The sequence below is a fragment of the Sideroxyarcus sp. TK5 genome (assembly GCF_054601595.1).
On sequence record NZ_BAAHSJ010000001.1, the window covers coordinates 289,075 to 302,129 of the forward strand.

The 13,055-nt window shown below is 62.4% G+C and carries 14 protein-coding genes and 1 tRNA gene; all 15 read left to right on the forward strand.

Translation table 11 applies throughout. The features are described 5' to 3' along the window. Positions 1 to 8 precede the first annotated feature (8 nt). Positions 9 to 1,712: an ArnT family glycosyltransferase gene (locus ACYPYQ_RS01390; protein ID WP_459718321.1), complete on the forward strand. Its 1,704-nt coding sequence runs from the start codon at positions 9 to 11 to the stop codon at positions 1,710 to 1,712. Beyond that, positions 1,712 to 3,091: a sialidase family protein gene (locus ACYPYQ_RS01395; protein ID WP_459718324.1), complete on the forward strand. Its 1,380-nt coding sequence runs from the start codon at positions 1,712 to 1,714 to the stop codon at positions 3,089 to 3,091. The genes ACYPYQ_RS01390 and ACYPYQ_RS01395 overlap by 1 nt, the downstream gene beginning before the upstream one ends. Then, a complete protein-coding gene (locus ACYPYQ_RS01400) occupies positions 3,091 to 3,708 on the forward strand; it encodes a hypothetical protein (protein ID WP_459718327.1) in 618 nt (205 codons plus the stop codon). The genes ACYPYQ_RS01395 and ACYPYQ_RS01400 overlap by 1 nt, the downstream gene beginning before the upstream one ends. Then, entirely contained in the window at positions 3,686 to 4,954 is a 1,269-nt protein-coding gene (locus ACYPYQ_RS01405; RefSeq protein ID WP_459718329.1) for an MFS transporter, read from the forward strand. Before ACYPYQ_RS01400 ends, ACYPYQ_RS01405 begins: the two co-directional genes overlap by 23 nt. Before the next feature lie 59 nt (positions 4,955 to 5,013). Next, positions 5,014 to 5,976 carry an octaprenyl diphosphate synthase gene (gene ispB, locus ACYPYQ_RS01410; protein ID WP_459718333.1) on the forward strand — a complete coding sequence of 321 codons (963 nt, stop codon included), beginning with the start codon at positions 5,014 to 5,016 and terminating at the stop codon, positions 5,974 to 5,976. 18 nt (positions 5,977 to 5,994) lie between these two features. Further along, positions 5,995 to 6,071: transfer RNA gene (locus tag ACYPYQ_RS01415), tRNA-Pro, on the forward strand. A 253-nt stretch (positions 6,072 to 6,324) separates the two neighbouring features. Then, positions 6,325 to 6,648, forward strand: a complete 324-nt coding sequence (gene erpA / locus ACYPYQ_RS01420; RefSeq protein WP_459718336.1) for an iron-sulfur cluster insertion protein ErpA — start codon at positions 6,325 to 6,327, stop codon at positions 6,646 to 6,648. 11 nt (positions 6,649 to 6,659) lie between these two features. After that, complete coding sequence (gene nifU, locus ACYPYQ_RS01425) at positions 6,660 to 7,550, forward strand: Fe-S cluster assembly protein NifU (protein ID WP_459718341.1); 891 nt, start codon at positions 6,660 to 6,662, stop codon at positions 7,548 to 7,550. 82 nt (positions 7,551 to 7,632) lie between these two features. Then, positions 7,633 to 8,832, forward strand: coding sequence for a cysteine desulfurase NifS (gene nifS / locus ACYPYQ_RS01430; protein WP_459718345.1), 1,200 nt, complete (start codon positions 7,633 to 7,635; stop codon positions 8,830 to 8,832). 114 nt (positions 8,833 to 8,946) lie between these two features. Next, the gene (gene nifV, locus ACYPYQ_RS01435) at positions 8,947 to 10,110 is read left to right on the forward strand and encodes a homocitrate synthase (protein ID WP_459718348.1); all 1,164 of its coding nucleotides are present in this window, start codon (positions 8,947 to 8,949) and stop codon (positions 10,108 to 10,110) included. Between the two features lie 9 nt (positions 10,111 to 10,119). Then, entirely contained in the window at positions 10,120 to 10,902 is a 783-nt protein-coding gene (gene cysE, locus ACYPYQ_RS01440; protein ID WP_459718351.1) for a serine O-acetyltransferase, read from the forward strand. Next, the gene (locus tag ACYPYQ_RS01445; protein WP_459718354.1) at positions 10,902 to 11,411 is read left to right on the forward strand and encodes a hypothetical protein; all 510 of its coding nucleotides are present in this window, start codon (positions 10,902 to 10,904) and stop codon (positions 11,409 to 11,411) included. The genes cysE and ACYPYQ_RS01445 overlap by 1 nt, the downstream gene beginning before the upstream one ends. Beyond that, a complete protein-coding gene (gene nifW, locus ACYPYQ_RS01450; RefSeq protein ID WP_459718357.1) occupies positions 11,411 to 11,749 on the forward strand; it encodes a nitrogenase-stabilizing/protective protein NifW in 339 nt (112 codons plus the stop codon). Before ACYPYQ_RS01445 ends, nifW begins: the two co-directional genes overlap by 1 nt. Continuing rightward, positions 11,739 to 12,209, forward strand: a complete 471-nt coding sequence (locus ACYPYQ_RS01455) for a nitrogen fixation protein NifZ (RefSeq protein ID WP_459718360.1) — start codon at positions 11,739 to 11,741, stop codon at positions 12,207 to 12,209. The genes nifW and ACYPYQ_RS01455 overlap by 11 nt, the downstream gene beginning before the upstream one ends. Continuing rightward, positions 12,202 to 13,047 (forward strand): nitrogen fixation protein NifM, encoded by an 846-nt coding sequence (gene nifM / locus ACYPYQ_RS01460; protein ID WP_459718364.1) that lies wholly within the window; start codon positions 12,202 to 12,204, stop codon positions 13,045 to 13,047. The genes ACYPYQ_RS01455 and nifM overlap by 8 nt, the downstream gene beginning before the upstream one ends. The last annotated feature ends 8 nt before the right edge of the window (positions 13,048 to 13,055 follow it).

Consider the following 13,055-nt stretch of genomic DNA (forward strand, 5'->3'; position numbering starts at 1 on the left):
GCGACCCGATGAGACATCTTGCCGAATCGCGTCCGCTGCAATACCTGGCGGCTGTGGCACTGGCCGTATTCGTCTACTTCTACGCGCTTGATGGTCTGCACATTCCGCGCAACGGCGACGAGAACGTGTATGCACATATCACGCATTTGACCGCGCAAAGCGGCGACTGGCTGCCATTGCAGTCGAATCTGGACAACATGCGCAACACCAAACCGCCGCTGCTGTTCTGGCAGGGCATCCTCTCTACTGAATGGGCGACGGAATGGGACCGCTGGCATCTCCGCTATCCCAGCGTGCTCTACACATTGCTCACCGCCTGGCTGGTGTTCCTGCTCGGGCGCAAGCTGGGCGGCGAGTGCGTGGTGGGCGCGACGGCGGCGCTGGCCTTCCTCGCCTTCTTCAGCACCTACCGCTTCGGTCGCCCCTATCTGGTCAATCCGGCCGAGACGTTCTGGCTGTTCCTGCCGTTCTTCACTCTGCTGTACTGGCGCGAGCGCGCTTTCGATTCGCGCATCGCCGTGCCGCTGTTGCTCGGTGTCTTTACCGGCATCGGCCTGCTGTATAAATCGTTCGCGCTGCTCGCGCCGGTCGGCATCGCGCTGAGCTGGTGGTATCTGAGCCAGCGCAGCTATCGCCTGCGCCCCTTCCTGTTGCACGATGTGATGAAGCTGGTGATCGTCGGCGTGGTCGCGCTGGGGCTGTTCGCGCTGTGGTTCGCGCTCGATCCCGATCCGCAGGCGGTGTGGCAGGAGTTCGTGCTGGGCGAGAACGCCGGAAAGTTCGACCCGCACGGCGGCAGCTACTGGGCGAAACTGCTGTGGGGCGGCAGCAGCGTCTGGGTGCTGCTGCTCGGCTATCCGCTCAACGCCGGTCTGCTCGCCTTTCCGGTGATGGCATTGTTCGTCATCGCCTGGCAACGACGCTATCGCATGAGCGACGAAGAGCGCCTGTTGTGGATGTGGATGATAGCCCTGTTCGTGATCTTCGCCATCCCCAGCCAGCGTTCGGCGCGCTACCTGCTCGATGCCATGCCGGGCGTGGCTTTGCTGCTTGCGTTGAACTGGCAACGCATCCCGCGCGCCGCGTTCGTTGCCAGCCTGCTGGCCTCGGTCGCGGTGCTCGCCTTGTTCGGCTGGCTCGCGTACAACCTGGAAGCGCAGATGGGCGGTTTGTACGACAGGCTGTTCTGGGCAGTACTGATCTTCACTGCTGTGCTTGTCGCCCTGGCGATCTATGCGAAACGCTGGACGCGCGGCCTGACCTCAGTCGTGGCCTTGCTGACCTTGCTCGTGCTCGCCATGTTCCTGCGTCCCTTCGACGGCGCGGCGGGCCGTTACGATGCGGCCGCACAGAAGGCGACGCAGGACCACGATGTGTGGGTGCCATGCGATTTCCGCGCCAGTTGGGAAGACTATCGATTCCTGCTGCCCGCAGCGCGCATTCACGGTTACCATGCGCAGCCGCCGGTGCCGCTGGATGAACTGAAAGCGCACTACGCGCTATTCGCGGTGCAGTTGCCTTTGCAGGACAAGCCCTGTGATGAATGTGAAGTGATCGGTTCCCGTCTGGAGATACGCGGCCGGCATAACGATGCGGAGATCAAAGCCATGCTGGGCGGCGACGTGATGCAGCAACTGTTCGTGCGCGAATGGCTGCTGCGTGCCCCGGCGGGCAACGGAGAGGGAATGCAGAATGAGGAAGGGTGTCGTTGATGGGGAAATATAAGCGCCTCGCTCTGTTGGCGTTCGTGCTGGCGGCGTTCACACTGGCCTTGTCCAAGGCCGCGAGCTGGCAACTGGGTTTCGATTTCCGCCTGCCGGAGCCGGTGGTGCTGGATGCCGAACCTGCACCCGCGCCGGTGGCGAAGAAGCGTCGCGGGCGCCGTGCCGAACCGCCCGAGCCGCGCGTGGTGATGGGCAAGCTGGAAGCGCATCTGGTGTCCAGCCGCCAGCTAACCTCGACCCACGCCGCTTCGCTGGTGGAACTGAAGGACGGCCGTCTGCGCGCGTTCTGGTTCACCGGCAGCCGCGAAGGTGCGGCGGATGTCACCATCAACAGCGCCATCTACGACCCGACCGCGAACACCTGGTGGCGCGAGCATGAAGTGGCGGGGCGCAAGAGCACGCAGCTCGGTCTGCACCGCTACATCGCCAAGGTCGGCAATCCGGTGGCGGTACGCGCGGCCAACGGCGAGCTGTGGCTGTTCTATGTGACGGTGTCGCTGGGCGGCTGGGCCGGCAGCTCCATCACGCTGATGACCTCGAACGATGAAGGCGAGAGCTGGAGTGCGCCGCGCCGTCTGGTCACTTCGCCGTTCATCAACATCAGCACGCTGGTCAAGGGTGCGCCGTTCTTCTATGCCGACGGCACCATGGGCCTGCCGGTGTACCACGAGTTCATCAGCAAGTTCTCAGAGATCCTGCGCCTCGACCATTCTGGCAAGGTGATCGACAAGCAGCGTCTGGCAGCGGGCGGGCAAGGTACTTTGCAGCCGGTGGTGCTGGTGCGCAGCGAGAAAGATGCGCTGGTGCTCAACCGTTATTCCGGCAAGGACGCGGACAAGCGCGTGGTGGTGATGACGACCGACGACGGCGGACGCCATTGGGCGGCACCGCACAAGAATTCCATGCGCAACCCCGATGCCGCGCTGACCGCGCTGGCGCTGGAGGACGGCCGCTTGCTGGCGGTTTTGAACGACCAGCAGCACGGCCGCGAATCGTTGAGCCTGCAACTGTCGGAGGACGGCGGCGCAAGCTGGCATGAGCTGCACCGCCTGGAGGAGATGAACGTGCTGCGCGATATGGAGATGTCCGAGGGTGTCTGCCTGGATGTCACGGAGAAACTGCTGCGCAGCAGCGATCCTCTGTTGCTCAAGGCGGATGCGCAAACGCTGGCACCCTATGTCGAGTCGGCGCGTCCAAAGGTGGTGGGTGGCGGGAACTGCCATTTCGAGTTCTCCTATCCCTACATGATCCAGACGCATAACGGCGACATCCATCTCGCCTACACCTGGAACCGCACCTTCATCAAACATGTGCGTATCGATGCCCTCTGGTTGAAGAACCGGCTGGCTGCGAAAGGAGGCCAGTGATGCTGTTCACCGACTGGATGGGATTGAGCGGACTGGCGCTGGTGTGGCTGCTGTTGGTGTTGCGTCTGCCGTATGCGCAGCGTCTCGACGGCAAGCGCCGTGCATTGCTGGCGGGGCTGGGCTATGTGGCAGTGATGTTCCCGATCGCGGGCTGGTCGCTGGCGATCTGGCTGCGCGGCATGGTGGGTGATCTGAGCATCACCAGCATGCTGCTGTTGTCTTTTGCGGTGTACGCGCGACTGTTCAAGGTGACGCCGCCGTGGGATGCGCGCGAGCGCAGCGCGCTGCTTGGCTTCCTCGCCGTGCTGGCGTTGCTGCTGTATCCGTTCGCGCTGGGACTGGGATCGCTCGATCCGTACCGCTCCGGCTATGGCGGCGTCGGCCTGCTGTTGATGCTGGCTCTGCTTGCGCTGTGGCTGATGCGGCGCGGCTTCTACCTGTTGCCGCTGGTGTTCGCGCTGGCCGCGAGCGGCTGGAGTTTCAACCTGCTCGAATCGACCAACCTGTGGGATTACCTGATCGACGCGCCGCTGGCGATCTATGCCGTGTGGGTGACCATCAAGGTGAACCTGCAATATGTCTTGCGGAGGAAACGTGTCCAGCCTGACGCGCAATGATTACCGCACGCTGACGCTGGCCGCACTGGGCGGCGCGCTGGAGTTCTACGACTTCGTCATCTTCGTGTTCTTCGCGGCGGCCATCTCGCAACTGTTCTTCCCGCCCGACATGCCCGACTGGCTGCGCCAGGTGCAGACCTTCGGCATCTTCGCCGCCGGTTATCTGGCGCGCCCGCTGGGCGGCATCATCATGGCGCACTTCGGCGACCTGTTCGGCCGCAAGCGCATGTTCATGCTCAGCATCCTGCTGATGGCCGTGCCCACGCTGCTCATCGGTCTGCTGCCCACCTATGCCGCTTGGGGCATCGCCGCCCCCTTGCTGCTGCTGGCCTTGCGCGTGCTGCAGGGCGCGGCCATCGGCGGCGAGGTGCCGGGTGCCTGGGTGTTCGTGGCCGAACACGTGCCGCCACGGCATGTCGGATTCGCCTGCGGCACGCTCACCGCCGGCCTGACCGGCGGCATCCTGCTCGGTTCGCTGGTGGCGACGGCCGTCAACCATGCCTACGATCCCGCTGCGCTGCTGGCCGAAGGCTGGCGCGTGCCGTTCATCCTGGGCGGCGTGTTCGGCCTGTTCGCCGTGTGGCTGCGCCAGTATCTGCACGAGACGCCGGTGTTCAAGGAGATGCAGGCGCGCCAGCAACTGGCCGACGAGTTGCCGCTCAAGAAAGTGGTGCGCGCGCACCGCCCGGCTGTGGTGCTCACCATGCTCATGACCTGGCTGCTCTCCGCCGCCGTGGTGGTGATGATATTGATGACGCCGACCTTGATGCAGAAGCTGTTCGCCATCCCCGGCGCCACCGCGCTCACCGCCAACAGCTTCGCCACCTTGGCGCTGACCATAGGTTGCATCGTGTTCGGTGCACTGGCCGACCGCTACGGCGCGGGGCGCGTACTCGCCTACGGCTGCGTGGCATTGGGCGCGACCTCATGGTTGCTCTACCAGCAACTGGCGAGCGGCACGGAACACTTATATATGTTGTACGCCCTGAACGGTTTCTTCGTCGGCGTGATCGGCGTAGTGCCCAGCGCCGCCGTCATGCAGTTCCCGCCCGCCGTGCGCTTCTCCGGCCTGTCCTTCTCCTACAACGTGGCCTACGCCGTGTTCGGCGGCATGACGCCGGTGCTGGTCAGCCTGTTGCTGCCGGTGCTGGGCGCGCAGGTGCCGGCCTGGTATGTGGTGGCGCTGAGTGCGCTGGGGGTAGGCATCGGCCTGTACCTGATGCGGTGCCAAAAGGCCCATTTATGAGAGAATGCGCGCCCAAACTTAGAGAGCGCGTTACGCGCCGGTTCCGATAGGGGAGATCCTTGGATAGTCTGAAAGAGTTGCTTGCGCCGGATATGGCAGCAGTGGATGCGGTGATCCGCGCGCGCCTGCATTCCGAAGTGGTGCTGGTCAACCAGGTCGGCGAATACATCGTCAACAGCGGCGGCAAGCGCTTGCGCCCTGCGCTGGTGCTGATGTCGGCACAGGCATTCGGCTATCAGGGGTCGCAGCATCACAACCTCGCCGCCGTGGTGGAGTTCATCCATACCGCGACCTTGTTGCATGACGACGTGGTGGACGAGTCCGAGTTGCGCCGTGGCCGGGAGACCGCCAATGCACTGTTCGGCAACGCGGCCAGCGTGCTGGTGGGCGACTTCCTCTATTCGCGCGCGTTCCAGATGATGGTAGAGACCGGCGAGATGCGCGTGATGGAAGTGCTGGCCGATGCGACCAACGTCATCGCCGAGGGCGAGGTGCTGCAACTGCTCAATTGCCACGATGCCGATGTGGATGTGGCCAACTACATGCGCGTCATCCATTGCAAGACGGCCAAGCTGTTCGAGGCGGCGATGCGTCTGGGGGCCATCCTCGGCAAAGTCTCGGCGGAAGAGGAAGCCGCCGCCGCGAAATACGGCATGCATCTGGGCACGGCCTTCCAATTGATCGACGACGTGCTGGACTATTCCGCCGACGAGGCGCAGACCGGCAAACATCTGGGCGACGACCTGGCCGAGGGCAAACCGACGCTGCCGCTGATCCACGCCATGCAGCACGGCACACCGGAACAGGCCGCCTTGGTGCGGGCCGCCATCGAGGAAGGCGACGTGGCGCGTCTGCCGGAAGTGCAGGCCATCATCGAGGCGACCGGCGCGCTGGATTTCACGCGCCAGCAGGCGTTGCGGGAAGCCGAGGCGGGATGTGCGGCGATTTCTGCATTGGCGGATACTCAATTCAAACGCGCTCTGTTAGAATTGGCACACTTCGCGGCAACGCGACAGTTCTAAGCAGTTTCAGCAGCACTTCGGAGCGTGGCTCAGCCTGGTAGAGCACTGCGTTCGGGACGCAGGGGTCGGAGGTTCGAATCCTCTCGCTCCGACCAATTCAAGTTGGTCGGTCTTTCTCCAAAACCTATCATCATCCCCAAACAAGACAACGATCCCCGCACGACAGCCTATGTCCGTGCGGGCCTTGTCGCAAAACCTACAAGCTCGCCACTCCGTCTTGTTGCACACAGCGGGGTAGAGCGTACCCGCAAAATAACTTCCATATAAAACAGTAGATTGCATTTCCGGCACGGGCTGGCACACAGCTTGCACTTGATAGGTCGTACCCAACCAATCAAGGAGCCGAACATGATCACTCTCACCCCGACCGCCGCCACTGCCGTGGAGCGTTTCATCAAGGGCGCCGCCGAGCCGGTCGCCGGCCTGCGCATCGCCATCTCCGGCGGCGGCTGTTCCGGCTTCCAGTACGGCATGTCGCTGGAAGAAGCCAGGAACGAAGACGACGTGGTCGTCGAAGTCGGCACCGTCACCCTGCTGGTCGATCCCTTGTCCGCCCCCTTGCTGGAAGGCGTGACGGTGGACTACGTGGAAAGCCTGACCGGCAGCGGTTTCAAATTCGAGAACCCGAACGCCAGCTCGACCTGTGCGTGCGGCTCTTCCTTCAACGCTTAAGGAGCATCGCCATGTGGGACTACTCTGAAAAAGTCAAAGAACACTTCTTTCAACCGCGCAACGCCGGTGTGCTGGAAGGCGCCAACGGCGTGGGCGACGTCGGCTCGATCTCCTGCGGCGACGCGCTGCGCCTGATGCTCAAGGTTGAGCCGGAGACCGACATCATCCTCGACGCGCATTTCCAGACCTTCGGCTGCGGCTCGGCCATCGCGTCTTCTTCGGCGCTGACCGAGATGATCAAGGGCAAGACGCTGGACGAAGCATTGAAGGTGAGCAACCAGGACATCGCCGATTACCTCGACGGTTTGCCGCCGGAGAAGATGCACTGTTCGGTGATGGGGCGCGAAGCACTGCAAGCTGCGGTCGCCAACTATCGCGGCGAGGTGTGGAGCGACGACCACGAGGAAGGCGCGCTGATCTGCAAATGCTTCGCCATCGACGCGGTGATGATCGAAGACACCATCCGTGCCAACAACCTCTCTTCCGTGCAGGACGTGACCAACTACACAAAGGCGGGCGGCGGCTGCTCCTCCTGTCACGAAGGGATCGAAGAGATCCTGGTGAAGGTGATGGCCGAGCGTGGCGACAGCTTCAAGCCCGGCACACCGGCCAAGGAAGAGGCCAAGCCTGCCGGCATGACCAATCTGCAGCGCATCAAGAAGATCGAAGCGGTGCTGGAATCGGTGCGCCCGCAACTCAAGCGCGACGGCGGCGACATCGAATTGCTGGATGTGGACGGCAAGACCATCTACGTCAGCATGACCGGTGCCTGCGCCGGTTGCCAGATGGAAGCGCTGACGCTGCAAGGTATCCAGCAGAAGCTGATGGAGGAGCTGAAAGAGTTCATCAAGATCGTGCCGACCAAGGCAGGGGCGTTGAGCAGGGCGACCTGCCATCCGTAAACGAGTGCTGAGTGCAGAGTACTGAGTACATCAGGCTCGGCACTCGGAACTCAGTGCTCAGTACTGAATTTAGGGGAATTAAATGACCGGCATCTATTTCGACAACAACGCCACCACCCGGGTGGATGAGCAGGTGGTGGAGGCGATGTTGCCTTACTTCACCGAACAGTTCGGCAATCCCTCGTCGATGCACAGCTTCGGCAACAAGGTCGGGCTGGCCATCAAGAAGGCGCGCATGCAGGTGCAAGAATTGCTCGGTGCGGAACACGACTCCGAGATCATCTTCACTTCCTGCGGCACCGAGTCGGATTCCACCGCCATCCTGTCGGCATTGAAAGCGCAACCGGAACGCAAGGAAATCATCACCACCACGGTCGAACATCCCGCCGTGCTGACGCTGTGCGCCTGGCTGGAGAAGGATGGCTACAAGGTGCATTACCTGCCGGTGGACAACAAAGGCCGTCTGGATCTGGATGAGTACAAGAAACTGTTGAGCGACCAGACCGCAGTCGTGTCGGTGATGTGGGCCAACAACGAAACCGGCACTTTCTTCCCTGTGGTGGAGATGGCCGAGCTGGCGAACGCTGCCGGTGCGATGTTCCATACCGATGCGGTGCAGGCCGTCGGCAAGGTGCCGCTGAATCTGAAAGACACCAAGATCGACATGCTGTCCGTGTCCGGTCACAAACTGCATGCGCCCAAGGGCGTCGGCGTGCTGTACCTGAAGCGCGGTGTGCGTTTCCGTCCGCTGCTGCGCGGCGGTCACCAAGAGCGCGGTCGCCGTGCCGGTACCGAGAACACCACCTCCATCGTCGGCCTGGGCAAGGCTGCCGAGATGGCGATGGAAGCGATGGAGTTCGAGAACACCGAAGTGAAGCGCCTGCGCGACAAACTTGAAGCCGGCATCCTCGCCAAGGTGCCGCGCTCTTTTGTGACCGGCGATCCCGATAACCGCCTGCCCAACACCTGCAATATCGCGTTCGAGTTCATCGAAGGCGAGGCCATCCTGCTGCTGCTGAACAAGTTCGGCATCGCAGCCAGCTCCGGCTCCGCCTGCACCTCCGGCTCGCTGGAACCTTCGCATGTGATGCGCGCCATGGGCATCCCCTACACCGCCGCGCACGGCACGGTGCGTTTCTCGCTGTCACGTTACAGCACCGAAGCCGAAGTGGATCGCGTCATCGCCGTGGTGCCGGAGATCATCGCGCAACTGCGCAAGCTGTCGCCATACTGGGAAGGCGACGGGCCAAAAGAGGAGGCGTTCGCGCCTACCTACGCATGAAAACCTTGAGCAAAGCCATCAAGCAGACACACGAGACGACACAGGTCGGCATCGCGCTGTTCGCCATGTGGATGAGCTGCGCCGTCCTGCTGATCGTGGATTGAGAGGCATACCGTGTCCCGCTTCATCACCATCGATGACACCACCCTGCGCGACGGCGAACAGACCGCCGGGGTGGCGTTCACGCTGGAGGAGAAGCTGGACATCGCACGTCAGCTCGATGCGCTGGGCGTGCCGGAGCTGGAAGTCGGCATCCCGGCCATGGGACAGGAAGAGCGCGACAGTATCAATGCGGTTGCGTCACTCGGACTCAATGCAAAGCTGATCGCCTGGAACCGCATGTGCATGGACGACGTGCGGACCTGCGAACAGATCGATGTGCAGATGCTCGATCTGTCCATCCCCGTGTCTGACATCCATCTGCAGAAGAAACTCAAGCGCGACCGCCAGTGGGTGATCGACACCATCTATGAAGTGGTGCCGCGCGCGTACCACATGGGCATGGAGATCATCGTCGGCTGCGAGGATGCATCGCGTGCCGATCCGGAATTCATGCTGCAGGTGGCTGAGGCGGCGCAGGTCGCCGGTGCGCAGCGTCTGCGCTTCGCCGACACACTGGGTGTGATGGAGCCGTTCGGCGTGCACAAGGTGATCTCGGCGATACGCAGTGTGTGCGACATCGAGATCGAGATGCATGCGCACGACGATCTGGGTCTGGCCACCGCCAACAGTCTGGCCGCCGCGCTGGCCGGTGCGACCCACATCAACACCACGGTGAACGGCTTGGGCGAACGTGCGGGCAATGCGCCGCTGGAGGAAGTCGCGCTGGGTTTGAAGAAACTCTACGGTATGAGCACCGGCATCGACCTCACGCATTTCCCTGCGCTGTCGCAAATCGTTGCTGCGGCATCGGGACGTCCCATCCCCTGGCAGAAGAGTGTCACCGGCGAGGGTGTGTTCACCCATGAGGCCGGCATCCATGTGGACGGCCTGCTGAAAGATCCGGACACCTATCAGGGTTATGACCCGGTCGAAGTCGGTCGTCAGCACAAGCTGGTGGTGGGCAAGCATTCCGGCGCGCACGGAATCATCGCCGCCTACGCAAATATGGGGCTGAACCTGAGCCAGGCCGAGGCGCGCGCACTGCTGCCGGACATCCGCAGCTTCGCCGAGCGCGCCAAACGCTCGCCCGCCGATCAAGAGTTGTTGTTCATCTACCAGAAGTTCATCGGCCAACATCACGGCGGGCGCAGCGAGCCCGGCTTGATGGCGCACTAGGAGAACAACATGAACGATACGATGACCGCCACCATTGAAATTGAGAAGCCGTCCCTGCCATCACTGTTGCAGTTGCTGCGCGAGGATGTGCGTTGCGTGTTCCAGCGCGATCCCGCCGCGCGTTCGCGCTTCGAAGTATTGACCACCTATCCCGGTGTGCACGCCATCCTGTTGCAGCGCATTGCGCACAAACTGTGGACCATGAAGCTGCGCTATCTGGCGCGCCTGCTCGGCTGGTTCGCGCGCCTGCTCACCAATATCGACATCCATCCCGGTGCCACCATCGGTCGCCGCTTCTTCATCGATCACGGCGCGGGCGTGGTGATCGGCGAGACCGCCGAGATCGGCAACGACGTGACGCTGTATCACGGTGTGACACTGGGCGGCACGACATGGAACAAAGGCAAGCGTCACCCGACCCTGGCCGACGGCGTGGTGATCGGCGCGGGCGCAAAGATACTGGGCGCGATCACACTGGGCGAGAACGTGCGCGTGGGCGCCAACTCGGTGGTGGTGAAAGACGTGCCCGCACACCGTACCGTGGTCGGCATCCCCGGACGTATCGTTCTGCGCACCGAAGAGGCGGATGCGAACAACATCTACGGTATCAACCTCGACCACCACCTGATCCCCGACCCGGTCGGCCGCGCCATCGCCTGCCTGATGGAGCGCATCGAAGTGCTGGAAGGCCAGTTGCGCAAGCAGGGTGAGCCGGTGGACGGGCAATGCCACACCTGCGAAGCGGACGATCTGTGCGGCACGGAAGTGGCGCGTCAATTGAGGAAAGAATGATGGACCTGCTGGATTTCGACCAAGCCGAACTGTATTTCGACGAGCCGCTGGCACAGGATGTCGCGCGCCTGCTGGTGCAGGCGGCGGACACCTACGGCAGCGAAGAGAGCGAGGGCTATCTGCTGCGCGCCAACCTGATGGCGCCGCAACACCTGATGGTGCTGGTCGCTCTGTACCGCTATTACTTCTACCAGCACAGACTGGACGATGCACTGCTGGTGGCCGAGAGCGCGCTGGCAGTGGTCGGTCGGCGACTGGCGTTTCCCGACACCTGGATCTATCTGCGCGAAGAGAACATCGGCGCCGGTGTGATGCGCTCGATGGGGCTGGTACGCTTCTACCTGATGGTGCTCAAGGCGGCGGGCTATATCAATCTGCGTCTGGGCAATCGCGAGACCGGCCGGGCCATGCTGGAGAAGTTGGTGCAACTGGACAGCCACGATCGCATCGGCGGCAAGGCGCTGCTGGAAGTGGTGAGTGAAGTAGAACATGAAGAAAGGAATATGTGATGACTGACGATCTGACTCTGGAAGAAGCGATGGAGGATCTGGTATCCGCAGAGGATTTCCTGAACTACTTCGAAATAGATTTCGATCCGTCCGTGGTGCATGTGAACCGTCTGCATATCCTGCAGCGTTATCACAACTACCTGAGCAAGGAAGCATTGCCGGAAGACGAGGCCGCGCAGCGTGAGGTCTACACCCGTCTGCTGATCCGAGCCTATCAGGATTTCGTCGAGTCCGACGCGCTCACGGAGAAGGTGTTCAAGGTTTTCCATATGCACGAACCGCAGGTGAAGTTCGTCCCGCTCACCTCCATCACTGTGAACAAGAAAGATGCTGCCTAAGTTCGAATTCGGCGACGAAGTCCGCATCGTGCGCAATGTGCGCAACGACGGCACCTATCCGGGCGTACCCACCGGCACGCTGCTGATCCGTCGCGGCACGACAGGCTTCGTGATGAATGTCGGCACCTTCCTGCAGGACCAGCTGATCTATACCGTGAAGTTCCTCGACCCGGACAAGATCGTCGGCTTCCGCGAAGAGGAACTGATCGGCATCGACGACGAATGGGTGCCCAGCAAATACGAGAGCCGCGAGAAGGTGCGCAGCAAGATCACGCTCACCGTGCGCGGCGAGGTGCGCGCGTCGCCGGGCATGGAGGGCGAAGTGCTGAAGGTGCTGCGCGACGAGGACGGTGGTGTGCAGTATCAGGTCATCTTCCACGACCATGTGTTGCAAGTGCCGGAAGCGACCATCGAGGCGGTGCATGTATATGACGACAGCAAGGAGGCGAACCATGCCTGAAGTGATCGAGAGCGGCGTCGCCTATCTCGCACTGAAAGCCGCGCAGAAACTGTACGGTAAAGCGCCCGCCGCGCTGGAAGCGGACGAGACAGAGCGCGTGCAGAGCATGGCGCAGAAACAGTTCGAACTCGAAGCGCTCATCCTTGCTGCCCCCGAGGCGCGCGACGCGATGGTGCCGCCCGCCACGCTGAAGTCCGCGCTGCAGGAGATTCGCGGCCGCTACGAGAACGAGGACGACTTCGCGGACGATCTGGCCAGCAATGGTCTGAGCGAAACGGCGTTCGCCGCAGCACTCGAGCGGGAGCTCAGGGTGGAAGCCATCCTGGAAAAGGTCGGCACGCATGCCGAGCATGTCACCGACACCGATGTCGAGTTGTACTACCAGTACCATCCCGACCAGTTCCGGCGACAGGAGACACGGCTGGCGCGCCACATCCTGGTCACCATCAACGAGACCATCCCGGAGAACACGCGCGAGGCGGCGCTCCAGCGCATCACAGAGATCGCAAAGCGTGTGCGCAAGGAACCGGGGCGCTTCGAGGAGCAGGCACTCAAGCATTCCGAATGTCCCACCGCGCTGGAAGGCGGCAAGCTAGGCGACCTGCCGCGCGGCAAACTCTTCCCGGAACTGGAACAGGCCCTGTTCGCACTGCAGGCGGGTGAGGTCAGCGACGTGATCGAATCCGAACTCGGCTTCCACGTGTTGCGCTGCGACACCATCACCCCCGCCAGCGTGCTGGACTTCGCGCAGGCGAAATCATCCATCCGCAAAGTGCTGGAGAAGAAGCGCAAGCGTGCGGTGCAGCAGGGGTGGATGAAGGTTTTGTTAGGGAAGTGAGGCTGCCT

Bases quoted from the DNA above. Each gene is read 5' to 3' on its own strand.
- ACYPYQ_RS01390 (WP_459718321.1), top strand. From the start codon at position 9: ATGAGACATCTTGCCGAATCGCGTCCGCTGCAATACCTGGCGGCTGTG.
- ACYPYQ_RS01395 (WP_459718324.1), top strand. From the start codon at position 1,712: ATGGGGAAATATAAGCGCCTCGCTCTGTTGGCGTTCGTGCTGGCGGCG.
- ACYPYQ_RS01400 (WP_459718327.1), top strand. From the start codon at position 3,091: ATGCTGTTCACCGACTGGATGGGATTGAGCGGACTGGCGCTGGTGTGG.
- erpA (WP_459718336.1), top strand. From the start codon at position 6,325: ATGATCACTCTCACCCCGACCGCCGCCACTGCCGTGGAGCGTTTCATC.
- nifU (WP_459718341.1), top strand. From the start codon at position 6,660: ATGTGGGACTACTCTGAAAAAGTCAAAGAACACTTCTTTCAACCGCGC.
- nifS (WP_459718345.1), top strand. From the start codon at position 7,633: ATGACCGGCATCTATTTCGACAACAACGCCACCACCCGGGTGGATGAG.
- cysE (WP_459718351.1), top strand. From the start codon at position 10,120: ATGAACGATACGATGACCGCCACCATTGAAATTGAGAAGCCGTCCCTG.
- ACYPYQ_RS01445 (WP_459718354.1), top strand. From the start codon at position 10,902: ATGGACCTGCTGGATTTCGACCAAGCCGAACTGTATTTCGACGAGCCG.
- nifW (WP_459718357.1), top strand. From the start codon at position 11,411: ATGACTGACGATCTGACTCTGGAAGAAGCGATGGAGGATCTGGTATCC.
- ACYPYQ_RS01455 (WP_459718360.1), top strand. From the start codon at position 11,739: ATGCTGCCTAAGTTCGAATTCGGCGACGAAGTCCGCATCGTGCGCAAT.
- nifM (WP_459718364.1), top strand. From the start codon at position 12,202: ATGCCTGAAGTGATCGAGAGCGGCGTCGCCTATCTCGCACTGAAAGCC.